The sequence below is a fragment of the Streptomyces sp. NPDC052721 genome, assembly GCF_040678315.1.
In the GTDB taxonomy this organism is placed as follows: domain Bacteria; phylum Actinomycetota; class Actinomycetes; order Streptomycetales; family Streptomycetaceae; genus Streptomyces.
Window position 1 is genome coordinate 25067 of the sequence record NZ_JBFATL010000055.1, and the last position, 24425, is coordinate 49491.

Consider the following 24425-nt stretch of genomic DNA (forward strand, 5'->3'; position numbering starts at 1 on the left):
GTCCGGCCGCAGTGAGCCGGCCCCCCGGCAACCTTCCACCCAGGCCGCCGTACCCGGCGTCACGGCGCGCGGGTGGCCGCGGCCGTCCCCGGCGGCGCGGCGGCGGCGAGGCCGTCCCCGAGGCGGACGACGTCGGTCGGTGCCCGGTCCAGCAGGTCGACGTCCTGGTCCTGGAGCGCGATCACCAGCGCGGTGTCGGGCAGCGCCCGGGGCAGTGCGGCCAGCAGGGCCTGGGCGGTGGGGCGGTCCAGGCCGGCGACGGGCTCGTCCAGCAGCAGGACCGGGGGACGTCTCAGCACGGCCCGCGCGATGGCGAGGCGCCTGCGCTGCCCCTGGGAGAGCAGGCGCCCGCCGGGGCCCACGGAGGCGTCGAGCGGCAGGGCCGACAGTCCGACCACGTCCAGGACGGCCTCCAGGGCGGTGGGGCCGGCCGAGGGTGCCGCCTGCCGCAGATTGGCCGCCACCGTGTCGTCGGCCAGCCAGTCGTCGGCCTCCACGAGCGTGACGGTCCCGGCGACGGTTCCGGCCGGCAGCCGATGCACCGCGGTGCCGTCGAGGAGGACTGTGCCGGCGGGGGCCGGCAGGCGCCCGGCGAGCCGGCCGAGCAGCGTCGACTTCCCGCTGCCGTTGGGGCCGGTGATCAGCGTCAGGCCGGGACCCGACAGGGTGGTGGTGAGGGGTGCGGACGAGCCGAGCAGCGGCAGACCGGACGCTTCCACGGAGCGGGCGGTCTCCGGCTGCCGGTCCCCGGTCCCGTCCACGGCCCGCTCGTCGGCCGCCAGCGGCGCGAGGCGTGCGGCGGCGTCATCGGCCCGGGCCAGGTGCTGGAGCAGCCGGGGCAGCCTCTCCAGCAGTTCCCACCCGGCGGTGAGCAGCAGCACCTCGCCCACCACGACGGCGACCGGCTGGGCCGGGGCCGCGCCCAGGGCGATCACCAGTACCGCCGCCTGGCCCACGGCGGCCAGGCAACGCAGCGTCAGCCGGCCGAGCCGTTCGGCCCGGGCGGCGGCCCACTCGGCCGACTCGACGGCCGTCACGGCGGTCGTCGCCGCCCGTCGCGCCTGGGGAACGGCGTCCAGGCAGCGCAGTTCGTCGAAGGCGGCCCGGCTGCCGAGCAGCACGGTACGCAGTGCCGCCCGGGCCTCGGCGGCGGTGGCCAGGTGGGCCCGCGCCCGCCGGTGCGCGCGCCGGGCGCACCAGAGACCGGCCGCCCAGACGAGCAGTTCGGCCAGCCCCAGCCGGGGCATCGCCGCCAGCAGCAGGATCTCCACCAGGCACGCGGTGGTGATCGCCGCCACCAGCGGCGCGCAGACGTTCGCGGACAGGCCCGCCACCGTCTCCACGTCGGTGGTGAGCCGGGTGAGCAGCGTCCCGTCGCGCTGTGCGCGCAGCTCCCGCGCGGTGAGCCGGGCCGCACCCCGGGCCAGCCGGGCGCGCAGGGCCACCTGGGCGGCCAGCAGAGCCCGGTGGTTGACCAGGCGTTCCCAATACCGCAGACCGGTACGGCCCAGGGCCAGCGCCCGCACGGCACCGGACGGATACATCCACGACCAGGTGGTGTTGGCCTGGAGCGTCACCACGGCGCAGGTCGTCAGGAACCATCCGGAGACACCCAGCAGCGCGGCTCCGGCGAGTTCGCCCGCGGCGGCCGGCAGCAGACCGGTGACCAGGGCCCGGCGCGGGACGGCCGTCCGCAGCAGCCGCCAGGCACGGTCCGGCCTCATCGGGCTCTGCCTCGGTCGAGCGTGACCACCTGGTCGGCGAGGGCCAGCAGTGCGGGGCTGTGGGTGGCGAGCAGGACCGTCCGGTCGTGGGTCAGGGTACGCAGCGCGGCCATGACGCGCCGCTCCGCCTCGGGGTCGAGATGGGCGGTGGGCTCGTCCAGGCACAGCACGGGGGCGTCCCGCAACAGCGCGCGGACGAGCGCGAGTTGCTGCGACTGCCCGGACGACAGGCCGGTGCCCCGCTCGCCCACCGGTGTGTCCAGCCCCTGGGGCAGTACGGCCAGGAGGTCGGTGAAGCCGAGCGAGGCGAGGGCGTCCAGCAGGTCGTGGTCGCTCGCGGTGGGCCGGGCCAGCAGCAGGTTCTCGCGGACGGTGCCGGGCAGCAGGTGGGCCGGCTGGCCCACCCGGGCGACTCGGCCGGGATCGGCGGGCACGGGCCGGCCGTCGAGCACGTGCAGCGCGCGTCCGCCGTGCGGTGCGCACAGCCCGGCCGCCACCGCCAGCAGGGTGGACTTGCCCGCCCCGCTGGGACCGGTGACGGCGAGGCACCGCCCGGGCGCCAGGTGCACGCTCACACCGTCCAACGCCGGTGTGGTCCGGCCCGGATGGCGGACCGTCACGGCGTCCAGGCGCACCCCCGGTGGCGTCACGGACGGCCGTGCCGGTGGGCCGGCCGGTGCCTCGGCCTCGCCGTGGGCGTCCAGGAGCGGGGCCAGCAGGCCGGCGGCGGCGGTCGCCCGGGCGCGGGCGTGGTAGCCGGCGGCCAGATCCCGGGCGGGCGCGAAGTAGGCGGGCACCAGGACCAGGACGAACAGTGCGGCCGACAGGCTCATGTGGTCCGGTACGAGGGGCAGCCGCAGGTAGTCGAGGAGGGCCAGCCCGCAGTAGGTGGCCACGACGGCGAGGGTGCCGGTGATGAGCAGTTCGACCCACGCCGTCGACAGGAAGGCGATCCGCAGCACCTTCTCGGTGCGGCCGGCGACCTCCCGGTCGGAGCGGGCCAGCGCACCGGCCGCCTCCTCGTGCGCGCCGAGCCCGACCAGGGTGGGCAGCCCGCGCAGATGGTCCAGCAGCCGTGCCCGGTGGACGCGGATGGCCGACAGCTGGGCGCGTACGGCGGTCTGCGTGCCCAGGCCGATGACCTTCAGGTTGGCCGGCAGCAGCGGCGTCGCGGCCAGCACCAGCAGGGCGACGAACCAGCTGCGGCAGGCGATGGCGGCCAGGGTGAGGCCGCTGCCGAGCAGCATGGTGGTTCGCGCGGGCACGTACTCGGTGAGCCAGTCGCTCAGCTCGTCGACCTCGCCGTCGACCGCCTGGGCCGGCGCCGTGTCGTCCACGTCGGTCCGGGCCGGGCCGCGCAGCGGCAGCGCCGCCGCGACGAGCCGGGCGCGCAGGGCCTCACGCACGGCGCGGGCACCCCGGGCGGCGGCGGCCTCCCCGGCGCAGAGCAGTGCGGCCCGCAGGGCGACTCCGGCCGCCGTCGTCAGGGCGGGCGCCAGTACGGTGGTCAGGGGCGCGCCGTGCAGCGCGTCCAGCCCGCGCCGGGCCGCCCAGGCCAGACCGCCCGCCCAGACGACGGTGCCCGCCTGGGCCGCGCCGCGCAGGAGTCCCGCGCGGCGCAGCTCCGGCCGTCCCGCGGACGCCCATTCCCGCAGCCGTTCGGTCGCCGGGGTACCGGCGCGGTCCGTGGCCAGTTCGTCCAGCAGCACGGTGGTGGCGGTGCTCACGACGTGCGCTCCGCCTCCGCGTCGAAGCAGCCGGTCCGCAGGTCACGGCGGTCCCCGGCGATCCACGCGGCCAGTGCGGCCCCGGCGAGCACGGTGACGCCGAGCGGGCCGATCCACTCGGCCACCCCGCCGAACACGTCCTGCGACAGGGCCGTCGCCAGGACGCCGAGCACCACCAGCAGGGTCCGGCGCAGCACGGTCCGCACGGTGCCGGAGGGCGCGGGAGGAGCCACCGGCGTGCGCGGTACCGCCCGCTGCGGCGCAGGGGCCTGCTCCACCGGATCGGTGTACTTGCCCCGGAAGCTGCGCCACGCGTACACGTTGTAGGCCAGGACGAACGGCATGCACAGTCCCACGCCCAGCACCAGGAAGAGCTGGGAGGAGTGCGGGCTCGCCACCTGGTGGACGGTCGACGCGGGCGGGACGACCACCGGGGCGGTGAGCGCCACCAGGGCCGGCAGACCCGCGGCCGTCAGGGTGGCCACGGCGGCGAACGGCCGCCAGTCCGGGGCGCGGCCGAAGCCGGACCAGGCGACCGCACCGGCCCCGACGGCCACCGCGACCGCGAGCCAGAACGGCACGGCCCGCAGCGGCTCGCCCAGCTGGAGGCGCTGCGGGTCGGCACCCGGCAGCAGCAGGCCGAGCAGCACCGCCAGTGCCGCCGTGGCCGCGAGCAGCGCCCGCCCGGTGCGGCGGGTCCGTGACCGGGACCAGCCCTCGGTCTTGTCCTGCAACCAGGCGGCCCCGGCCAGCAGGTAGACGACGACCAGACCGAGCGCGCACAGCAGGCTGTAGGGGCTGAGCCAGTCGAAGGCCCCGCCCGTGAAGCGTCCGCCCTCCTGCCGGGGGCCGGTGAGCACGGCGCCGAGCACGAGACCCTGGCAGACGGCCGCCGCGAGCGACGCCCCGCCGAACAGCAGCGCCCAGCCGCGCCGGTAACGGCCGGCCGCGCTGTGCATCTCCAGGCCGAGCCCGCGCAGGATGACGGCGATCAGCATGCCGGCGAGCGGCAGGTAGACCGCGGGCAGTACGACGGAGTAGGCGCCCGGCAGACCGGCCCACAGGACGACCCCGGCCAGGATGATCCAGCTCTCGTTGGCGTCCCAGGCGGTCGCGACGATCTCGCCGTACTCGCGTCGGCGTTCGGGCCCGGCGGCCAGGCTGAGCATGCCCACCCCGAGGTCGTAGCCGTCGAGGACGACGTACATGCCGAGCGAGAAGAGGGCGAGGGCGTAGGCGGCGTACTCAAGCAACGAGGGCCTCCGGGACGTCGGGCGCGGCGGGTCCGGTGGGCAGTGGCTCGGGGCCGGCCTTGACCGTACGGACGATGTAGCGGACCCAGATGGCCAGCAGGGTGACGTAGAGCAGGACGAAACCGGCGAGGGTGGCGGCGACTTCGAAGGTGCCGAGGTGGGAGACCGCGTCGGCGGTGCGCAACTGGCCGTAGACGACCCAGGGCTGGCGGCCGGTCTCGGCGACGATCCAGCCGCCGGTGATGGCGACGATCCCGGCCGGGGTCATCCACACCATCCAGCGCAGGAATCGAGGTGAGTCGAACAGGCGGCGCCGCACGCGCAGGACCACGCCGGCGAAGGCCGTGGCGAACATGAGGAGCGCGGCGAAGTACATCGCGCGGAAGCCGTAGAACGTGGTCCACATGCTGGGGCGCTCGTCGGGCGGGGTCTGGAGCAGTCCGGGCGTGTTCGTCCTGCCGCTGAGGTCCTGGGCGATGACCGAGCCGAGGTAGGGGACCTCGACGTGCAGCCGGTTCTCACCGTGGTCGGTGTCGGGGACGACGAGGAGGTTGTAGCCGTTGTTGTCGCTCTTCCAGTTGCCCTCGAACGCCTCCAGCTTCGGCAGCTGGTGCCGGCCCATGAAGACCGCCGTGCCGTCTCCCACGTAGAGCTGGACCGGCATCAGCACCCCGAGCACGCCGAGGGCGATGGACAGGCAGCGGCGGGCCATGGGCTGCGCGGTGACCCGGTTCTTGACCAGGTACCAGGCGGAGATCCCGCCGACGAACCAGGCGGCGCTGATCAGCACGGCCAGCAGCATGTGCGGGAAGCGGTGGGCGAAGGCGGGGTTGAGCAGCACGCTCACCCAGTCCTCGGCGTGGAACTGGCCGTCCACCTTCCGGTAGCCGACCGGGTCCTGCATCCAGCTGTTGGCCGACAGGATCCAGGTGGTGGACAGCAGCGTGCCGAAGGCGACCATCCAGCAGGCCAGGGCCATGGCGCGGGGGCGGATCCGCCCCTCGCCGTAGAGCATGAGGCCGATGAAACCGGCCTCCAGGAAGAAGGCCGTGATCACTTCCATGCCGATGGTGACCCCGATGACCGGTCCGACCGCGTGGGCGTACGTCCCCCAGTTGAGGCCGAACTCGAAGGTCATCACCGTGCCCGCGACGACGCCCAGGCCGAAGCCGACGGCGAAGATCTTCCTCCAGAACCGGAAGATCTGCAGGTAGAGCGGGTTTCCCGTGCGGACGTACACCGTGTACACGACGGCGAGGAGCACGGACAGCCCGACGGTGAGCGCGGGGAAGGTCATATGGAAGATCGCGGTGATCGCGAACTGCCAGCGGGACAGTTCGACGACGGCGGGCGAAGCCATGGGTACTCCGGGGAGCGGTGCTGACGGGGAGGTGGGGCGGGCGGGGGCGCGCGGTCAGCGGGATCGCGGTCCCGCGCTGACGGACGCCCCCGCCCGTTCCGCCGTGGGCGGTCCCCCGCCGGGCTCAGGAGCGGACGAGCGGGGTGTCCACCAGGTGTTCGGCCAGGAACCAGGCCTGCAGTTCACCGGTGCGGATGATCTGCGACACCAGCAGGTCGTTGGTGCCGTCGTCACCCAGCTCGGCGGTGCGGGCCGCCGCGTCGTGGGCCTCGGTCAGGATGGTCTCGTGGGCCTCCAGCAGCCGCGAGAGCATCGCCGGGACCTCCTCCACACCGTCCGGCGGGCGCGGGATCGACGTGATCTCGGCGACGTGCCGGGGATCGCCCACCGCGACGCCGCCCAGGGTCTGGACGCGCTCGGCGAGGGTGTCGACCAGGTCCAGCTGCTCGCCGGCGTGCTTGTCCAGCAGCAGGTGCAGCTGGTAGAAGGTCGCGCCCCGCATGATCCAGTGGTGCTTCTTGTACAGGCCGTAGAGGATCTGGGTGTCGGCCAGCACCTTGTTCAGGCGCTGGCAGGAGTACATGCGCGCCTCGTAGGACAGGGCGATGGGGAACTGCTTGACGGTTCCGAACTCCTGGATGACCGCGCCCTTCTGGTGCAGCCAGGGCTGGCTGCTCGGGGGCTGGGTTCCGGTGGTCATGACGGGCCTCCTGCGGATGGCGTGCTTGCGTACGCGGTCGACGCTAGATGCCGGACCGGGAGGCGGTTTGCCCGGGAGCGCACGCGTTGGTGCTCGTCAGTGCACCGGACGTCACGCCGGGCGGGTCACTCGCTGCCGGCCGTGAGCTGTTCCACGACACGGTCCAGATCGAGGTGGCGGTGCTCGGTGCCCGGCGGCACCAGGACCTCGGTGCGGTGCAGGAAGGCCGTGACGGAGGCGCTCGCCAGCTCCAGGAGGGCCGAGCCGGCACGGGTCCTGAGCAGGACGCGGATCGAGTCCGGCCGGCCCTGGCGCCGCGGGTAGACCACCACGTCCCCGGCCCCGGTGGGCCGGCGCAGCCCCTGGGCGAGGAGCGACCGGGCGAAGACCCACTCGACGCACAGCGCGGAGGGGGCGCCCAGGGACAGGCACACGGCGTAGGGATCCGCCGCGGAGTACCGGAGTTCGGCCGGGACCGGTATCGGCAGTTCGTCGGCCACGGTGACGCGGACGCTGGTCTTGCATACGATCGGGTCCTCGTCCGTGGCCCCGGCAGGATCGTTTCTCATGCCGTCCCCCTGTCTGCGGCGGTTCGGTTCGGTGTGCCGGCCCGCGCTCTGACGGGCCGAGGTGCTGACGACGGTACGGCTGGTGCGGGGGTGCGGCTTGCCGACGCGTGCACGGGATGTTGTCCGAAGAAGAAGGGCTCGGGCCTGTACGCCTGGCGCTCGGGCCGGTCCGGCCGGATGATGGTTGAATGTAGAACAATTACTGGGTGGAGAGGTGATCCCGATGAGCAATGTCGAGACGGAGCCCGTCGAAGTGCGCTGCGGCACCGAGGAGGACGGCGGGCCGCCGGCCGGGACGCCACGGGTCGACGTACTGACCCCGCGCGACGTGCCCCTGGGCGGCCCGCGCGCGATGACCGTACGGCGCACACTGCCGCAGCGCGCCCGGACCCTGATCGGCGCCTGGTGCTTCGCCGACCACTACGGCCCCGACGACGTCGCCGAGACCGGCGGCATGGACGTCGCCCCGCACCCCCACACCGGACTGCAGACCGTGAGCTGGCTCTTCAGCGGGGAGATCGAGCACCGCGACAGCCTGGGCAGCCACGCCCTCGTACGGCCCGGCGAGCTGAACCTGATGACCGGCGGGTACGGCATCAGCCACTCCGAGGTCTCCACCCCGCGCACCACCGTCCTGCACGGCGTCCAGTTGTGGGTGGCACTGCCGGAGGAGCACCGCGCCACCGCGCGGGACTTCCGGCACCACGTCCCCGAGCCCGTACGGACCGGCGGCGCCGAGATCCGGGTCTTCCTCGGCTCCCTCGCCGGCGCCACCTCCCCGGTGCCGACCTTCACGCCCCTGCTCGGCGCCGAGATCGTCCTTGAACCGCACACGGCCGTCACCCTCGCCGTGGACCCCGGCTTCGAGCACGGTCTCCTGGTCGACCAGGGCGCCGTCCGCCTCGCCGACGTCCTTCTGAAGCCCGCCGAGCTGGGCTATGTCCACCCCGGCCCCGGCACGCTGACCCTGACCAACCAGTCGGACGACGTCGCGCGGACGGTCCTCCTGGGCGGAACACCCTTCGAGGAGGAGATCGTCATGTGGTGGAATTTCATCGGCCGGAGCCACGAGGATATTGTCAGGGCCCGCGAGGACTGGCAGAACTCTTCCGATCGCTTCGGCGCCGTCGAAGGATATCCGGGAGACCGTCTTCCCGCCCCCGTCCTGCCGAATGCCACCATCACTCCGCGCAGGAATCCGCCGCGTCACTGACGCCATCCGAAAGGCACCCCATGAGCCAGCCTTCCGCCACCCCCGTCGTCGAGCGCGTGGACGCCAGGAATCGCTACGAAATACTCGTCGACGGCAAGCGCGCCGGGCTGACCGCCTACCGCGACCGCGACGCGCAGCGCGTCTTCTACCACACCGAGATCGACGACGCCTTCGCCGGACAGGGCCTGGCCTCCCGGCTCGTCCAGGAGGCGCTCACCGACGTACGGGAATCCGGGAAGCGGATCGTGCCCGTCTGCCCGTACGTGGCCAAGTTCCTCAAGCGACACGAGGAGTTCGCCGACCTGGTCGACCCCGTGACGCCCGACGTCCTGCGGTGGCTGGAGACCGAACTGGGCTGACCCGCCCCACCTCGGCCGCCGGCCGTCCAGGGCCGGCGGCCGGCTGTCCACGCCGCGCACGTCTCTGGTCCCACAGCGCACACTGTCCGTGTCCCCCTCGCTCCGCAGCCGCCACCGCGGTTAGTGTCCAAGCAGTCGAATTCCACCGGCGTGGCGTTCCCCGGGAACGGCCACGCAGCGACGAGCCGGATATCCCGCGCCACGCTTGCCGCCGGACACGGCCGTCGCCCCGGTCAATTCCCGCACCCACACGAACGAGGTGTTGTTGTGGAGCGATGGACAAGGCGCGAGGACGAACGGCTGCTCACCGGGAAAGGCCGGTACGTCGCCGATATTCACGTGCCGGGATGTCTGGACGCCGCATTTGTGAGAAGCAAGGTCGCCCACGGCTCGCTGCGCAGCGTGGACTGTGCCGCGGCGCGTGATGTGCCCGGTGTCGTGGGCGCCTGGTCGGCCGCGGACCTGCCGGACCTGCCTCCGGTTCCGCACACCCTGCTCGCCCGGCTGTCCACGGAGGAAGCCGTCGCGGGCCGGGAGTGGCCGGCGCTCGTCAAGGACCGGGTGCGCTATCCCGGCGAGGCGCTGGCGGTCGTCCTCGGCGAGGACCGCTACCGGGCCGAGGACGGTGCCGCCGAAGTCACCGCCGTCATCGATCCGCTGCCCGCGGTGGTGACACCGTCCGCTGCCCTGGACGACTCCGTCCGCCTGTTCGACGGCCTCAGCAACACCGCCCTGCGGGGCGAGGCCGGCGCGCCCATCGACCCGGCCGTCTGGCAGGACGCCGCCGCCGTGGTCGAGGCCACCTACCGGCAGCAACTGCTCATGCCCAGCCCCATGGAGTGCCGCACGATCCTCGCCGTACCCGAGGGGGACCGGCTGACCGTCTGGTCGGGGCACCAGATGCCGCACCGGCTGCGGCGCGAACTCGCCGCGCTGCTCGGCTGGTCCGCCGACCGCGTCCGGGTCGTCGTCCCGGACACCGGAGGAGCCTTCGGCTCCAAGAGCGCCGCCTTCCCCGAGTTCGTGGTCGTCGCCTACCTGGCCGTCACGCTCGGCCGGCCGGTGCGCTGGATCGAGGACCGCCTGGAGTCGATGCTCGTCGCCACCCGCGGCCGGGGCCAGGACCAGACCGTCCGGCTCGCCGCCGACGCCGAAGGGCGCCTGCTGGCCTACGAGTTGAACATCAACGCGGACGTCGGCGCCTATCCCCACCTCGGCGTCGGCCTGCCCATGCAGACGGCATGGATGGCGTCCGGCGCGTACACCACCCCGCACGTCCACGCGACCCTGCGCTCGGTGCTCACCAACACCATGGTGACCTACCCCTACCGCGGCGCCGGACGCCCCGAGGCCGCCATCGCCATCGAGCGCACCATGGACCTGCTCGCCCGGCGCCTCGGCATCGACCCGATCGAGCTGCGCCGGCGCAACTTCATCCCGCCCGACGCCTTCCCGTACGACACACCCACCGGCCGCCGCTACGACAGCGGGAACTACGCCGCCGCCCTGGACCTCGCGCTGAAGACGGCCGGCTACGAGGAGTGGCGCGCCGAACAGGAGCGCCGCCGCGGCGACCCCGACGCGCTGCCGCTCGGTATCGGCGTCTCCTGCTACGTGGAGCGCTCGGGCGGCGAACCCGGGGGTCTGCACGAGTTCGGCAGCCTGGAGGCCCACGAGGACGGCACCGTCACCGCACGCTGCGGCGCCGCCCCCAGCGGCCAGGGGCACGAGACGGTCTTCCCCGCGCTCGTCGCCAAGACCCTCGGCATCCCCGAGGCACAGGTCCGCCTCATCGAGGGCGACACGGACGAACAGCCCGAAGGACTGGGCTCCTTCGCCAGCCGCTCGGCACAGGTCGCCGGCGCGATGCTCCAGCACGCGGCCGGCCTCCTGATGGAGGAGGCCCGCGACCGGGCGGCAAAGCTGTGGGGCCTGCCGGCCGGCAAGGTCGCGTGGGCCGACGGCACCGTCCACGCGACCTCCGGCGGCTCGGCCGTCCTGAGCCTGGCCGAACTGGTCAGGGCGACCGGACCGCTGCGCGTCGAGGACCGCTACGAGGCCGGCATGGCCTTCCCCTTCGGCGCACATGTCGCCGTGACCGAGGTGGACCCCGACCTCGGCACCGTGAACGTCCTGCGGCTCGTGGCCGTGGACGACTGTGGAGTGGTCCTCAACCCCACCGTGGTCCACGGACAGGCGTACGGATCCGCCGTACAGGGCATCGGCCAGGCCCTCTACGAAGGCATGACGTTCGACGCGGACGGCGTACCGCACCTGGCGAGCGGATTCCTGGACTACCTGCTGCCGACGTACACGGAGATCCCGCCCATCGAGATCAAGGACACCTGCACACCCAGCCCCAGCACCCCGCTGGGCGCCAAGGGAGCGGGGGAGTCAGGCTGCATCGGCACCCCGGCCGCCATCGTCAACGCCGTCGCCGACGCCCTGCGGACCGCCGATCCCGACCTGCTCCAGATGCCGCTCACGCCGGACAGCGTCTGGCGGGCGGCCCGCGCCCCGAAGCACGAGGAAGGTGTCCGGTGAAACCCGCGTCCTTCGACTACGCCGTCCCCCGCACGGTCGCCGAGGCCGTCGAGGCACTCGGCGACACCGGCCGCGCGGCCCAGGTGCTCGCCGGCGGACAGAGCCTGATCCTGGAGATGCACCTGCAACGCGTCCGGCCGCAGCTCGTCGTCGACATCAACCGCATCCCGGAACTCGACGGCATGCGCGTCGACGGCGACGAACTGCGCGTCGGCGCCCTCGTCCGCCACGCGGCCTTCGAGTCGGCCGACGCCGTCCCCGGCCCGCTCGGCACCCTGCTGTCCCGGGCCGTCGTCAACATCGCCCACCCGCCCATCCGTTCCCGGGGCACCATGGCCGGCAGCTTCGGCTGGGCCCACCCCGCCTCGGAATGGTGCGCCATCGGCGTCGCCCTCGACGCCACCGTCGAGGTCACCGGCCCCGACGGCGCCCGCTCCATCCCGGCGCGGGACTACTTCCTCGGCCCGTACCGCACCGCGCGCCGGCCGCAGGAGCTGATCACCGCCGTACGCCTGCCACTGCTCGGCGAGAACACCGGCGTCGGCTTCGTCGAACACCGCCGCACGCACTTCTGCTTCGCCCAGGTCGCGGTCGCGGCGGCCCTCACGGTGACCGACGGCGTGATCAGCGACGCACGCATCGGACTGGTCAACTCCGCCGACCGCCCCCTCCGGGCCCGCGCCGCCGAACAGGCGCTGATCGGCGCCGACTTCGCCCCGCTCCCCGCGGGTTCCCGGCTCCCCGACGGCCATCCGTTCGCCCGCGCCGGCCGGGCCGCCGCCCAGGAGGACGCCGCACCCCTCGCCGAGCCGTACGCCGACGTCGAGTACAAGCGGCAGGCCATCGCCGTGCTGGTCGGCAGAACACTCACCGAGGCGGCAACCGACCTGCGCTCGCGTCCCGTCCCACGACAGGGAGACCCCCGATGAACATCACGCTCACCGTGAACGGCACCGCACACGCCCTGGACGTCGAGCCCCGCCGCCTGCTCGCCGACGTCCTCCGCGACGACCTGGGGCTCACGGGCACCCACCTGGGCTGCGAGCACGGCATCTGCGGGGCGTGCAGCGTGCTCATGGACGGCGAGGCGATCCGCGCCTGTCTGGTGCTGGCCGTACAGTGCGACGGCAGCTCGATCCGCACGGTCGAGGGCCTCGCCGGGCCCGACGGCGAACCCCACCCGCTGCAACGGGCGTTCTCCGCCGAGCACGCCCTCCAGTGCGGATTCTGCACCCCCGGCTTCCTCATGGTCGCCGCCGGAGCGCTCGACGCCGACCCCGACCTCGCCGACAAGCCCGACGCCGTCGAAGCCGTCGTCGGCTCCAACATCTGCCGGTGCACCGGCTACGAACCCATCCGGCGCGCCATCGCCCGCGCCGCCCGGGAACAGCGGGAGACCACCGCCTGACACACGCCGGCCCCCGCACGGACCGCCCCCGCGAAGCGGCGGTCCCGGGGGCGACCGAGGAGACACACATGAACGGTGACATCCGCGCCGGAGTGATCGACGTGCACGCCCACTGGCTGCCCCGCGACCTGCTCCCCCTGCCACCCGGGAACCCGCTCGGCGGCATGAACGACCGCGACGGCGAACTCTTCCTGGGCGACATCCCACTGTCGTTCCCGACCACCGCCATGACCGACGTCGACACCATCGTCGCCGACACCCTGAAGGCCGGACTCGGCGCGCGCGTCATCTCCGCCCCGCCCTTCGCCTTCCCCGTGCACGCCCCCGCCGACGCGGACGACTACGTGGCCGCCTACAACGAACAACTCGCCGACGCCGTGTCCCGCACGGACGGCACCCTCGTCGGACTCGGACTGGTCCGGCTGGACGACGCCGACGCCGCCCGCAGGGAACTGACCCGGCTCGCCGCCGCCGACGGCATCGCGGGCATCGCGGTCCCGCCCGTGGTCGACGGCCGCTCCTACGACCGGGGCGTCCCCCGGCAGGTCCTCGGCATCGCGGCCGAACTGGGCCTGTCCGTCCTCGTCCACCCGATGCAACTGCCGCGCACCGAATGGGACCACCACTACCTGGTCAACCTCATCGGCAACCCCGTGGAGACCACGACCGCCGTGGCCGGGGTCCTGCTCGGCGGCGTCCTGGAAGAACTCCCCGGCCTGCGGATCTGCTTCGTCCACGGCGGCGGCTGCGCGCCCTCGCTGCTGGGCCGGTGGGGACACGGCTGGCGCACCCGCGACGACGTGCGCCGTGGCAGCAGCCGTCCCCCGGCGGAGTCCTTCGGCCTGCTCTACTTCGACACCATCACCCACGACCCCGAGGTCCTCGCGCTGCTGCGGGCCCACGCCTCGCCCGACCGGATCGTCTGCGGCAGCGACTACCCCTTCGACATGGCGCAGCCCGACCCGGTCGGATTTCCGCTGGCGCACGGCATCGACGCCGAGACCCTCGAAGCGAACGGCCGCAGGTTCCTCGGCCTGAGCACGCCGAACCACAGCTGACGGCAGATCGGAGAGATCCCATGCGAGACCTGGCGCCCCGCCTGCTGGAGTGGCAGGCCGCCGGAGCCCGCTGCGCCCTCGCGAGCGTCGTCGCCGTCCGGGGCAGCGCACCGCTGCGCACCGGAGCGGCGCTCTGCGTCCACGAGGACGGTACGGCCCTCGGCAGTGTGTCGGGAGGCTGCGTCGAAGGCGCCGTCTACGACCTGGCCCGTGAGGTGCTGGAGTCGGGCCGGGCGCGGTGCGTGTCCTTCGGGTACGCCGACGACGACGCGTTCGCGGTGGGGCTGATGTGCGGAGGCGAGATCGACGTCTTCGTCCAGGCCGTGGACGACGGGACGGCAAGGGTCCTCGGCGCCGCCGCACTGGCCGCGGCGGCGCGGCGCCCGGTCGTCGTGGCGCGCGTCCTGCCGGGACCCACCGGAGACGACGGCGGATCCGTCGCCGTGTGGAAGGACGGGCACCTGGGCAGCACCGGCAACCCCGCCCTGGACCTCGCCGTCCTCGCCGACGCCCGCCGCATGCTCGACCAGGACGGCACCGCCGTACGGACGTACGCCGCAGGCGTGCCGAGCGAGCCGCACGCCCCGCGCGTGCTGTTCGAGGCGTGGGCCCCGCCGCCCCGGCTGCTGGTCTTCGGCGCCAACGCCCACGCCGGCGCGGTGAGCCGGATCGGCACCCTCCTCGGCTACCACGTCACGGTCTGCGACGCCCGCGCCACCTTCACCACACCCGAGCGCTTCCCGGACGCCGACGAGGTCGTCGTCGACTGGCCCCACCGGTACCTGGCGGCCACGGAGACCGACCACCGGACCGTGGTGTGCGTGATGACACACGACCCGAAGTTCGACGTCCCCGTCCTCGCCGAAGCCCTCGGCCGCCCCCTGGCCTACGTCGGAGCGCTCGGTTCCCGCCGCGTCCAGGCACGCAGGCGGGAGGACCTCGCCGCGGCCGGCGTGTCGCCCGACGCCCTCGCGCGGCTGCACGCGCCCCTCGGCCTCGACCTGGGCGCGTCGACACCCGAGGAGACCGCCGTGTCCTTCGCCGCGGAACTCATCGCCGTCCGCAGCGGCCGCAGCGCCCGCCCGCTCGCCCTGCTGGACGGGCCCATCCACCCGACCGCGAACGGGGACCGTCCCGGCGCCGCCGACGCCCGGTGCGCTGCCGGAGCCGATCCCGTGCGCGGACGGACAACCGCGGGGCTCCGCGCTCACTAGCGTGGTCCGGGCGCGAGGCAGGCCCTCCGTGCCCCCGCCCGGAGGGTCGTGCCGCAAGGCCCGAACCCGAGGAGTGCCATGGCCAAGCAGACCATCGCCGAACAATACGTCGACCTCATGGCGCGCGCCGGCGTGCGCCGCATGTACGGCGTGGTCGGAGACAGCCTGAATCCCGTCGTCGACGCGGTCCGGCGGCACGCCGACGTCGAATGGATCCAGGTCCGCCACGAGGAGGTCGCGGCGTTCGCCGCCGGAGCGGAGGCCCAGCTCACCGGGCGGCTCGCGGCGTGCGCGGGATCCTGCGGACCCGGCAACCTCCACCTGATCAACGGCCTGTACGACGCCCACCGTTCGATGGCGCCCGTGCTGGCGCTGGCCGCCCACATACCCAGCGGCGAGATCGGCACCGGCTACTTCCAGGAGACCCACCCCGACCGGCTGTTCGCCGAGTGCAGCCACTACTCCGAGCTGATCTCCTCACCGCGTCAGATGCCCCGCGTGGTGCAGACGGCCATCCAGCACGCCGTCGGCCGGCGCGGGGTCTCGGTCGTGGCGCTGTCCGGCGACACCGCCGCCGAGGACTCCCCGGACGCGGCACCCGAACTCGCCATGCCCCTGGACCTGCCCGCCATCCGCCCCAGCGACCAGGAGATCGCCCGGCTCACCGAGCTGGTGGACGGCGCCGAACGCGTCATGGTGTTCTGCGGCCGGGGCGTCGCCGGCGCCCACGCCGAGGTGATGGAGTTCGCCGGGAAGGTCAAGGCCCCCGTCGGCCACGCCCTGCGCGGCAAGGAACACATCCAGTACGACAACCCGTACGACGTCGGCATGTCCGGTCTGCTCGGCTACGGCGCCGCCTACGAGGCCATGCACGAGTGCGACCTGCTCATCCTCCTCGGCACCGACTTCCCGTACACCGACTTCCTGCCCCGCCATGTGCGCACCGTACAGGTCGACGTGCAGCCCGAGCGGCTGGGCCGGCGCACCCAACTCGACCTCGCCGTCTGGGGAGACGTCCGCGAGACCCTGCGCTGCCTGACCCCCGCGGTGCGGGAGAAGCAGTCGCGCCGGTTCCTCGACCGGATGCTGGAGCGGCACGCGCACGCCCTCGAAGGCGCCGTCAGCGCCTACACCCGCGACGTCGACCGGCACACCCCGATCCACCCCGAGTACGTGGCCTCGGTGCTCGACGAAGAGGCCGCCGACGACGCCGTGTTCACCGTGGACACCGGCATGTGCTGTGTGTGGGCGGCGCGTTACCTCACGCCCAACGGCCGCCGTCGTATCCTCGGCTCCTTCGTGCACGGCTCCATGGCCAACGCGCTGCCCCAGGCCATCGGCGCCCAGTTCCTCGACCGCGGCCGGCAGGTCGTCTCGCTCTCCGGCGACGGCGGATTCTCCATGCTCATGGGCGACTTCCTCACGCTCGTCCAGTACGACCTGCCCGTCAAGGTGGTCGTCTTCAACAACTCCTCCCTCGGCATGGTCGACCTGGAGATGATGGTCGACGGCCTGCCCCCGCACGGCACGAGCTACCCGCACGCCGACTACGCCGCCATCGCCACGGCCGCCGGAGCGCGCGGCATCCGGGTGGAGCAGCCCGGCCAGGTCCGGGACGCGCTGCGCGAGGCGTTCGCCCACGACGGGCCCGCGCTGGTCGACGTCGTCACCGACCCCGCCGCGCTGGCCGTACCGCCGAAGATCACCACCGAGCAGCTCACCGGTTTCGCCCTGTCCGCCAGCCGGACCGTCCTGAGCGGAGGCGTCGGCCGCATGGTCCACCTGGCCCGGGCCAACCTCCGCAACATCCCCCGCCCCTGACCGGGCGCGCACCCTACTCGGCGAGCGCGGGGCCGGACCCGGCCGGTACGGCCGGCCCCGCCACGGTGTCGAAGGCATGGGTCACCTCGGGCACCGTCCCCGGCGCCAGCAGCTCACGAGCCTCCTCCTCGCGCCGGCGGTCGGTGGCCGTCAGCCGGACGTGGTGCTGGGCGCGGTGTTCCGCCCAGGAGCCGACGAGGTAGTTCTCGACGAAGCGTTCCGGGTCGTTGCCGTCCTGGTAGAGACCCCAGGAGAGGGCTCCCGTACGGCGCCGGGAGCGGGCGACCTGGCGCATGCGGTCCGTGAACGCGGCCCGGTTCCCGGCCGGGACGCGGTAGACGACGGAGACCAGGACCGGGCCGTCGGCCTCTCCCGGCTCGAACACCAGGGGAGGGGCCGGCCAGTGGTCGGACGGCGAGGGATTGATGCCCTCGGCGTCGTACAGCGGCCACCGGCGCACACTGGCCGCGCTGAGCAGCATCACCGCGCCGGCGACCAGCAGGCACGCGCTGAGCCCCACCCAGTCGGCCACCGCGCCCCACAGCGGTGCCGCGAGCGCCTGGCCGCCCTGGAAGACCAGCAGATACACGGCGAGGCCACGCGCCCTGACCCAGCCGGGCAGCCGCGTCTGCACGGCCGCGTTGAGCGTGGACAGCACCCCGATCCAGGCCAGCCCCGCCGGCAGCAGAGCGACCGTGACCAGCCAGGGTGTGCGGACCGTCGCCAGCACGGCGAGCACCCCGGCGAACACCAGGGCGCCTGCGGCGAGCGTGCCGTTGGCACCCAGCAGGGCACGGACGCGCGGCAGCGCGAACGCACCCGCCACGGCTCCCACGCCCACCGCCGCGAGCAGGAGCCCGTATCCGCCCGAGCCGAGGCCGAGGAAGCGGCTCGCGGTCAGCGGCAGCAGCGCCCACAGCGCGGCACCGCCGGGGATGAACAGGAGCGTGCGCAGCAGCACCCGGCGGACGCCGGGCGCGTTCCACACATAGCGGCGGCCGGCGTACAGGGCCGCCAGCAGGCCGTCGTTCCCGGGGACGGTGGCGGTAGCCGGCTCCGGGCGCCGCCACGCCACGAGGACGGCCGCGATGCCCAGGTAGGAGGCCGCGTTGAAGGCGAAGACCCAGCCCGCGCCCGCCGCCGCCACCACCGCCCCGCCGAGCGCCGGACCGACGGCACGGGCCAGGTTCATGTTCACCGCGCCCAGCGCCGCCGCCTGACCGAGCCGCCGGCGCTCCACCAGTTCCGGCTGGATCGCCTGCCAGGCCGGGCCCATCAGCGCGGTGCCGCACCCCAGCAGGAACGTGAGCAGGAGCAGCACCGCCGGCGTCAGCGCGTCCAGGAACGCCAGCACGGCGAGGGCACCGGACACGGCGAGCATCGCGCACTGCGCGGCCAGCAGCACCGAGCGCCGGTCGAAGCGGTCGGCGACCACCCCGGCGGGCAGGGCCAGCAGGAGCACGGGAAGGCCGGCGGCGGTCTGCACGAGCGTCACCAGCGCGGCACCGTGCCCGACCAGCAGCCACTGCGCGCCCACCGTCTGCATCCAGCTGCCGATGTTCGAGACCAGCTGGGCGATCCACAGGGCCCGGAAGACGCGCGCCGCGAGCGGCGCCCAGGGGGAGTCGGTCGCGGCGGGTGCGGAGGCTGGAGATGCGCTGCTCATGCCGGGACAGTAGGGGCCGCCGTCCCCCGGCTCTTGACCATGAGCGCATGGGGTGTGGCCCGGCAGCGCAGCCCCCGGTCACTGTCTTGTCACTTTTTTCGCACATCCACCGGCCTACGCTCCGGGCGAAGCGGAGCCGGGTCCGGATCCTCCGACGCCGTCGCCGCTCCACGCGACAACGGTTCGGAGGCAAGGGCGGTTCATGTCTGTCACAGGGACGTCCCTCATCGGCAGGCGCACGGCCGGCGCATCCACGGCCGGCCCGTCCACCGCCGGTACGTCACCGGGCAGCAGGGCGCGGCGGATGCCCATGGGCCTGGACATCGTCATCAGGGACGCGGTACCCGCATGCCTGCCCCGGGAGAGACCGCCGTACGCGGCGCCGGGCCCCGCCGCACGTCCCCGGCGGCTGATCGCCCGGGAGAGCGGCGAGTACCTCTTCGTGGGGCTGCGCGGCACCGGCGGCGCCTCACCCGCACGGAAGCCCGCCGCGGATGTGCTCCTGGGTCCCGGCGACATCTGCTTCTACGACGTGCACCAGCCCCCCGAGCTGGACTTCCCGCGGCAGGCACGCCTGAAGGTGTTCCTGCTCTCCCGTGCACTCCTCGGGCTCGCCCACTCCGACGTGCCCCGCCTCACGCACGCCCCGGTCACCCCGACGTCCCGGCTGGGCGCCCTGCTCTCGCCGTTCCTGTCCGACTTCGCCGACACCGCGGCGGTGTCCCGGTCCCCGGTCGGTGACATGCTCGCCTGGAACGCCGTGAGCCTGCTGTCCACCCTGGCCGGCGAGCAACTGGCCGACCAGGGTGGACAGGAGCCCGGCACCCGGGCGCCGCTGATGTCGGACATCCTGGACTTCATCGACCTGCGGCTGAGCGACGCCGACCTGTCTCCGGAGACGATCGCCCGTGCCCACCACATCTCCGTCCGCTACCTGCACAAGCTGTTCCGGGAGGAGGGCACGACGGTCGGCCGGCTGATCCAGCGCCGGCGGCTGGCCGAGTGCCGGCGTGCCCTCACCCTGCGTTCCGCGGAGAACACGACCATCGCGGCGGTCGCGCACCGCTGGGGCTTCGCGAGCCCCACCCACTTCAGCCGCGTGTTCCGCGCGGCCTACGGGATGTCGCCCAGCGAATGGCGGGAGTTCGCCGGGCGGGGCGACCGGGAGGCCGGGGGATGAACCCGGCCGGCCGGAGTGCTTCCGCCCGGACCAGGGGTTCCGCCCGGACCAGGGGTTCCGTTTGGGCCGGGCGTTCCGTCTGGACCCGGGGCGTTGCATCTGGACGGGGGCCTTGCGTCCGGACCAGGGCGTTCCGTTCTGACCAGGGCCTTCGGTCAGGACGGTGGTCGGGTCCAGGCGGCACCGTCGGTGGACAGGCGGTGGGTCACCGCGGAGGTGACCGCCAGGAGCAGCAGGCACAGGCCCAGGGTGAGCACGAGGTGGCCGTTCAGGACGAGTTCCGCGCCGGCGAAGGCGCCGAGCAGCATGGCCAGCACGGACAGGATCCGGCGGCCTGGCCTGGGTGCCGCGCCGCCCGCCGGCGGGGAGTCCGCGGCCAGACCGGTGAGGGTCAGCGTCAGTACGGTCGTGGTGAGGTCCGGCACGCCGAGGCGCCGGGCGACCGCGTTCTGCAGCCCCATGGCGAGCCCGAGGCACACGATCAGCGTGTACTCGACGCCGGTGGTGACCCGGCCGTCGGCGACCGCCGTGACGACGACGGCGACGGCGACCAGCACGGTCTGCGCGGCGGTGGCCGTCTTCAGCAGGTGCCCGCGATGCCCCGCGAACCGGGTCCCGAGCCGGCCGCCGCTCAGCGCGCCGGCGAGGAATGCCGCCAGCGCGACGACGGAGGCGAGCACGGACAGGGTCTGGGCGCCTGCCAGGGCGAAGCCGAGGAAGACCACGTTGCCCGTCATGTTGGCGACGAAGACGTGGCCCAGCGCCAGATAGCTCACCGCGTCGACCAGACCGGTGACCACGGTCAGGGTCAGCATCAGGGGAGGCAGCGGGCCGTGCCGGTCGCCCTTGGGCGGGACCAGCGTGTGGGCCGCGTCAGTCAGCAGGCTGCGCATAGGTCTTTCCTTCCGGTGCCAGGGGCGAGCGGTGCAGCACCAGGCGGGTCAGCAGCCCGCTCGCCGGGCCGGTCACGATCGCGGCGACCGCGACCCACACGGGCCACGGCGTGACGCCGAGCGCGTGGTCGAGGGACCACGCGCCGGGCCCGGTGAGGGCCAGCGCCGCGGAGACGACCACGAGGACCAGGGGGTACTCGTAGCCGTCGTTCTGCACCCACAGGCCCTTGGGCCACTTGACGGTGCCCGCGACCGTCATCACGCCCATGGCGGCCATCGCCGCCAGGGGTGTGAGCAGACCGGCGGTCAGGAACAGGCCGGCCCCGATCTGGCTGGCGCCGGCGACGACCGCGGTCAGCCGGCCGCCGCGGAACCCGTCGTGCCGGAACTCCTCGGTTCCGCCTGCCAAGCCGTGGCCCCCGAGCCGGAAGCTCACCTTCTGTACTCCGTGGCCGGTGATGAGGAGTCCCGCCACCACCCGGAGGACCAGCAGTCCCGCGTCCATCTCTTCCTGCCTGTTCCTGACTCAGTCCTTGATCGCTGTGCTGGGGGAGAGGATCAGCCGGCCGCGTGGCCGCCGATGAAGGTCTGGGCGTACACCAGGCCGAGGCCGTAGGCGCCGCCGTGCTCCTTCACGACCTCCGTCACCGGCACGTACGTCTCGCCGCGGGCCCAGTCACGCTGGAGCTCCAGCAGCACCTGGACCCAGGTGACCGGCACGGCGCCGCCCTGGATCATGCGCTGGACGGCGTGCTCGTGGGCCTGCGGGCTGACACCGCCGGACGCGTCGGTGACGACGTAGACCTCGTAGCCCTGGGCTATGGCGGAGAGCACCGGCAGGACGACGCAGACCTCGGTCCACAGACCGGCGATGACGAGCTTCTTGCGGCCGGTCGCCTTGACGGCCTCGACGAACGCGGTGTCCTCCCAGGCGTTCATCGTGGTGCGGTCGATGATCTTCTGGTCCGGGAACACGTCCGCGAGCTGCGGCAGGATCGGACCGGAGAAGGACTCGGCGGCCACGGTGCTCAGCACGACCGGCACGTCGAACACCTTGGCGGCCTTGGCCAGACCCAGGGTGGAGTTGATGATCGCGGTCCGGTCGCCGCTGCCGGTGCCGAAGAACATCTGCGGCTGGTGGTCCACGAACAGGACCGCGCAGTTGTCCGGGGTCAGCAGGTCGGGGCTGGGGGACGCGGTGACCTGGGCGATGTCGACCATGAGAGTGCCTTTCCATTCCATGAGCAGCGGCGCGGACGGGCGTCCGCGTCGGGGAAAACCGTCCTGAGGACGGGGTCTGTGGGTGCGAACGAAGGGGGGTTCGCTCAGAGGACGAAGCAGGGATCGAACGGCATGTCGGCGGCGCCGGGGGCCAGGCCCCGCCGTGCGCGCCACGCCCGGTGCTCTTCCGACTCCGCGACGGCCTCGCCGAGGGCCTCCGCCTGGCGCACGCCGGCCGGCCGGGACGCCTGGTAGCCGCCGAAGTGCGCCACCGGGCTCCACGCGGGGGTGACGGGCGGCAGCTCCTCGTCGAGGCCCTCGTACTCCCGGGCGGCGTAGACGATCCGGCCGCCGGTGACCGTGAGCAGCGACTCGATGTGCGCGATCTCCGGCTCCGGCACGGTGAAGTAGTCGTCGGACAGCACCGCGAGGTCCGCGTAACACCCCGGCCGCAGCACGCCCTTGACCTGCTCCTCGCCGGTCAGCTCGGCGCCGGCGACGGTGAACATCCGCAGTGCGGTCTCCCGGTCGACTCGGTTGCCGGGGGAGCGGAGCACCAGGTCGCCGATGTCGCGTCCGCTCACCAGCCAGTGCAGGGCGACCCAGGGGTTGTAGGTGGAGACCCGGGTGGCGTCCGTGCCGGCGGCCACGGTCAGTCCGCGGTCCAGCATGGCCCGGATGGGCGGGGCGTCCGCGGCGGCTCCGGGGCCGTAGCGGCGCAGGAACGCCTCGCCCTGGAAGTACAGCCGGTTCTGGACGGACATGGCACCGCCGAGCGCGGCGACACGGTCCAGGCTCTCCGCGGACACGGTCTCCGCGTGGTCGAACAACCACCGGTTCCCCGCCGGGAAGAGCCCCTCGGCGGCCAGCTTCTCGAAGACCGCGAGGTCCCGGCGGATGGTCTCGTCGTAGGTGGCGTGCAGCCTAAATCCCCAGCCGTTCTCCATGAGGAGACGTACGGCCTTCTCGAACTCACCCTCGTACTCGCCGAGTTCAGGACGAGGCTGGCTGAAGTTCTCGAAGTCCGCAGCCGCCCAGGTGAGGTTCTCGCCCGCGCCGTTGAGACGCAGCCACGCGTCCCCGTCCTCCGGGCGGGCCATCTCGATCCAGCGGGTGAGGTCGGCTATCTCCTGGCCCGCGGTCTGCGGGAAGAGGTGATAGGCGATGCGCAGCGACAGCTGGCCGGCCTTCGCCAGCTCGATGACGGTGCTGTAGTTCTCCGGGAAGTTCTGGAAACCGCCGGCGGCGTCGATCGCCGAGGTCAGACCGAAGCGGTTGAGCTCGCGCAGGAAGTGACGGGTCGACACCTTCTTGTCCTCGCCCTCCAGAACCGGCGCCTTGGCCAGTGTCGAGTAGAGGATGAGGGCGCTCGGCGCCGCCAGCAGCATGCCCGTCGGCTCCCCGTCCCGGCCGCGGACGATCTGTCCGCCCTTTGGGTCGGGCGTGTCCTTGTCGAATCCGGCGGCCCGCAGCGCCGCCCGGTTGAGGACGGCCGACTGGTACAGGTGCAGCACGAACACCGGGGTGTCGGGGGCGGCGGCGTTCAGCTCGGCCACGGTCGGCAGCCGACGTTCGGCGAACTGGTCGGCCGACCAGCCACCGACCACGCGCACCCACTGGCCCTTCGGCGTCCGCGCGGCCTGTTCCCGCAGCATCGCCAGCGCCTGACGGAGCGTGCGGACCCCGTCCCAGCGAAGCTCCAGGACGTAGTTGAGACCGCCCCGGATCACGTGCAGATGGGCGTCGTTGAGTCCCGGGATCATCCGCCGGCCGAGCGCGTCCACCACCTTCGTGGCGGGCCCGATGTGCGGGGCGACGTCCTTGTCGTCGCCGACGACGGTGATGACACCGCCTCGCACGGCGAGCGCCTCGGCATGCGGGCGGCGCGGGTCACCCGTATGGATACTGGCGTTGCGGACGACCAGCTCCGCGGCATCGTCGATGGCCTGGGGAACCAGCCCGCCGACCGGCATGGCAGACACGTGTGCGGGACCTCCTCCGTGGTGGGCGTCCTGGATGTCCGCTGCCCTCGCGCTCGGCGGTCGCCGAGAGCGGCGAGCGGAGCGACGAGAAAGCGATCAGAGACGCGGGCGAGAAAAGCGGTGGTGGCGCGAGAGTCCGCCGTCGTGCCGATGGGCGGACCGCGACCGCTGTGCCCTCACGCTAGGCCCGGGGAACACCGCCGTGTGTCCCGTCCGTGCACAGGCCTGTTCCCCATAGCGCACTCGGCGTGCGGCGGGCGGTGTTCGTGCGCTTTGAGGACGTCAGGCGTGCACGGACGGGCAACCGCCGTGCGGACAGCGGTCTACGGTTGCGCTCAGCGGCGCCGGAGTGCCCAGCACGACGATCCGGGTCGTATGCCGGAACGACCGGCGCCCCTTACGCATGTCCAGGAGATTCGCATGTCTGATGCCCAGGCGCCGGTGACCCCGGTGCTGGAGCCCGCCGCGGCCGAGTTCGCTGCGGCGACCGCCAACCCGCCGTACCTGTTCGACCTGCCCCCCGCCGAGGGCCG

Annotated in this window: 20 protein-coding genes and 1 pseudogene; 10 read left to right on the forward strand and 11 right to left on the reverse strand. The window is 73.4% G+C overall.

The annotated features are described in order from the left end of the window. Positions 1 to 59 precede the first annotated feature (59 nt). The 6 genes from AB0L21_RS35265 to AB0L21_RS35290 all read right to left on the reverse strand — a co-directional run bounded on the left by AB0L21_RS35265 (position 60) and on the right by AB0L21_RS35290 (position 7333). Positions 60 to 1724: an ATP-binding cassette domain-containing protein gene (locus AB0L21_RS35265; RefSeq protein WP_365788291.1), complete on the reverse strand. Its 1665-nt coding sequence runs from the start codon at positions 1722 to 1724 to the stop codon at positions 60 to 62. Then, on the reverse strand, positions 1721 to 3451 hold the full coding sequence (locus AB0L21_RS35270; protein WP_365788292.1) for an ATP-binding cassette domain-containing protein: 1731 nt from the start codon (positions 3449 to 3451) through the stop codon (positions 1721 to 1723). The genes AB0L21_RS35265 and AB0L21_RS35270 overlap by 4 nt, the downstream gene beginning before the upstream one ends. After that, entirely contained in the window at positions 3448 to 4704 is a 1257-nt protein-coding gene (locus AB0L21_RS35275) for a cytochrome d ubiquinol oxidase subunit II (RefSeq protein WP_365788293.1), read from the reverse strand. Before AB0L21_RS35275 ends, AB0L21_RS35270 begins: the two co-directional genes overlap by 4 nt. Then, positions 4697 to 6064, reverse strand: a complete 1368-nt coding sequence (locus AB0L21_RS35280) for a cytochrome ubiquinol oxidase subunit I (protein WP_365788294.1) — start codon at positions 6062 to 6064, stop codon at positions 4697 to 4699. Before AB0L21_RS35280 ends, AB0L21_RS35275 begins: the two co-directional genes overlap by 8 nt. 124 nt (positions 6065 to 6188) lie before the next feature. Then, positions 6189 to 6764 (reverse strand): DNA starvation/stationary phase protection protein, encoded by a 576-nt coding sequence (locus tag AB0L21_RS35285; protein ID WP_365709587.1) that lies wholly within the window; start codon positions 6762 to 6764, stop codon positions 6189 to 6191. A gap of 125 nt (positions 6765 to 6889) precedes the next feature. Further along, positions 6890 to 7333 carry an SsgA family sporulation/cell division regulator gene (locus tag AB0L21_RS35290; RefSeq protein WP_365709589.1) on the reverse strand — a complete coding sequence of 148 codons (444 nt, stop codon included), beginning with the start codon at positions 7331 to 7333 and terminating at the stop codon, positions 6890 to 6892. 223 nt (positions 7334 to 7556) lie between these two features. On the opposite strand from AB0L21_RS35290, the gene AB0L21_RS35295 reads away from it, so the two are divergent. From AB0L21_RS35295 to AB0L21_RS35330, 8 genes are all read left to right on the forward strand, one after another. Further along, positions 7557 to 8546 (forward strand): pirin family protein, encoded by a 990-nt coding sequence (locus tag AB0L21_RS35295; RefSeq protein ID WP_365788295.1) that lies wholly within the window; start codon positions 7557 to 7559, stop codon positions 8544 to 8546. A 20-nt stretch (positions 8547 to 8566) separates the two neighbouring features. Further along, positions 8567 to 8905, forward strand: coding sequence for a GNAT family N-acetyltransferase (locus AB0L21_RS35300; protein WP_365788296.1), 339 nt, complete (start codon positions 8567 to 8569; stop codon positions 8903 to 8905). A gap of 267 nt (positions 8906 to 9172) precedes the next feature. Further along, positions 9173 to 11449: a xanthine dehydrogenase family protein molybdopterin-binding subunit gene (locus AB0L21_RS35305; protein ID WP_365788297.1), complete on the forward strand. Its 2277-nt coding sequence runs from the start codon at positions 9173 to 9175 to the stop codon at positions 11447 to 11449. Then, positions 11446 to 12378 (forward strand): FAD binding domain-containing protein, encoded by a 933-nt coding sequence (locus AB0L21_RS35310; RefSeq protein ID WP_365788298.1) that lies wholly within the window; start codon positions 11446 to 11448, stop codon positions 12376 to 12378. Before AB0L21_RS35305 ends, AB0L21_RS35310 begins: the two co-directional genes overlap by 4 nt. Continuing rightward, entirely contained in the window at positions 12375 to 12857 is a 483-nt protein-coding gene (locus AB0L21_RS35315) for a (2Fe-2S)-binding protein (RefSeq protein WP_365709599.1), read from the forward strand. Before AB0L21_RS35310 ends, AB0L21_RS35315 begins: the two co-directional genes overlap by 4 nt. 68 nt (positions 12858 to 12925) lie before the next feature. Then, complete coding sequence (locus tag AB0L21_RS35320) at positions 12926 to 13915, forward strand: amidohydrolase family protein (RefSeq protein WP_365788299.1); 990 nt, start codon at positions 12926 to 12928, stop codon at positions 13913 to 13915. A gap of 20 nt (positions 13916 to 13935) precedes the next feature. Further along, a complete protein-coding gene (locus tag AB0L21_RS35325) occupies positions 13936 to 15129 on the forward strand; it encodes an XdhC/CoxI family protein (RefSeq protein WP_365788300.1) in 1194 nt (397 codons plus the stop codon). A gap of 78 nt (positions 15130 to 15207) precedes the next feature. Continuing rightward, positions 15208 to 16950 (forward strand): pyruvate dehydrogenase, encoded by a 1743-nt coding sequence (locus tag AB0L21_RS35330; RefSeq protein ID WP_365788301.1) that lies wholly within the window; start codon positions 15208 to 15210, stop codon positions 16948 to 16950. Between the two features lie 13 nt (positions 16951 to 16963). Here AB0L21_RS35330 and AB0L21_RS35335 read toward each other — a convergent pair whose 3' ends face one another. Further along, complete coding sequence (locus AB0L21_RS35335) at positions 16964 to 18616, reverse strand: MFS transporter (protein ID WP_365709607.1); 1653 nt, start codon at positions 18614 to 18616, stop codon at positions 16964 to 16966. Between the two features lie 202 nt (positions 18617 to 18818). Between AB0L21_RS35335 and AB0L21_RS35340 the strand changes: the two genes are divergently transcribed. Then, entirely contained in the window at positions 18819 to 19796 is a 978-nt protein-coding gene (locus tag AB0L21_RS35340) for a helix-turn-helix domain-containing protein (protein WP_365788302.1), read from the forward strand. 155 nt (positions 19797 to 19951) lie between these two features. On the opposite strand, the gene AB0L21_RS35345 is transcribed toward AB0L21_RS35340, so the two are convergent. The 4 genes from AB0L21_RS35345 to AB0L21_RS35360 form a co-directional block, all read right to left on the reverse strand. Continuing rightward, on the reverse strand, positions 19952 to 20689 hold the full coding sequence (locus tag AB0L21_RS35345) for a YoaK family protein (RefSeq protein ID WP_365709611.1): 738 nt from the start codon (positions 20687 to 20689) through the stop codon (positions 19952 to 19954). Beyond that, the gene (locus tag AB0L21_RS35350; protein WP_365788303.1) at positions 20670 to 21194 is read right to left on the reverse strand and encodes a DoxX family protein; all 525 of its coding nucleotides are present in this window, start codon (positions 21192 to 21194) and stop codon (positions 20670 to 20672) included. Before AB0L21_RS35350 ends, AB0L21_RS35345 begins: the two co-directional genes overlap by 20 nt. Before the next feature lie 53 nt (positions 21195 to 21247). After that, positions 21248 to 21910, reverse strand: coding sequence for a hydrolase (locus AB0L21_RS35355; protein ID WP_365709617.1), 663 nt, complete (start codon positions 21908 to 21910; stop codon positions 21248 to 21250). A 104-nt stretch (positions 21911 to 22014) separates the two neighbouring features. Further along, the gene (locus AB0L21_RS35360; RefSeq protein WP_365788305.1) at positions 22015 to 23883 is read right to left on the reverse strand and encodes an amidohydrolase; all 1869 of its coding nucleotides are present in this window, start codon (positions 23881 to 23883) and stop codon (positions 22015 to 22017) included. A gap of 429 nt (positions 23884 to 24312) precedes the next feature. Here AB0L21_RS35360 and AB0L21_RS35365 point away from each other — a divergent pair. Then, a pseudogene (locus AB0L21_RS35365) lies at positions 24313 to 24425 on the forward strand (esterase); the annotation flags it as partial.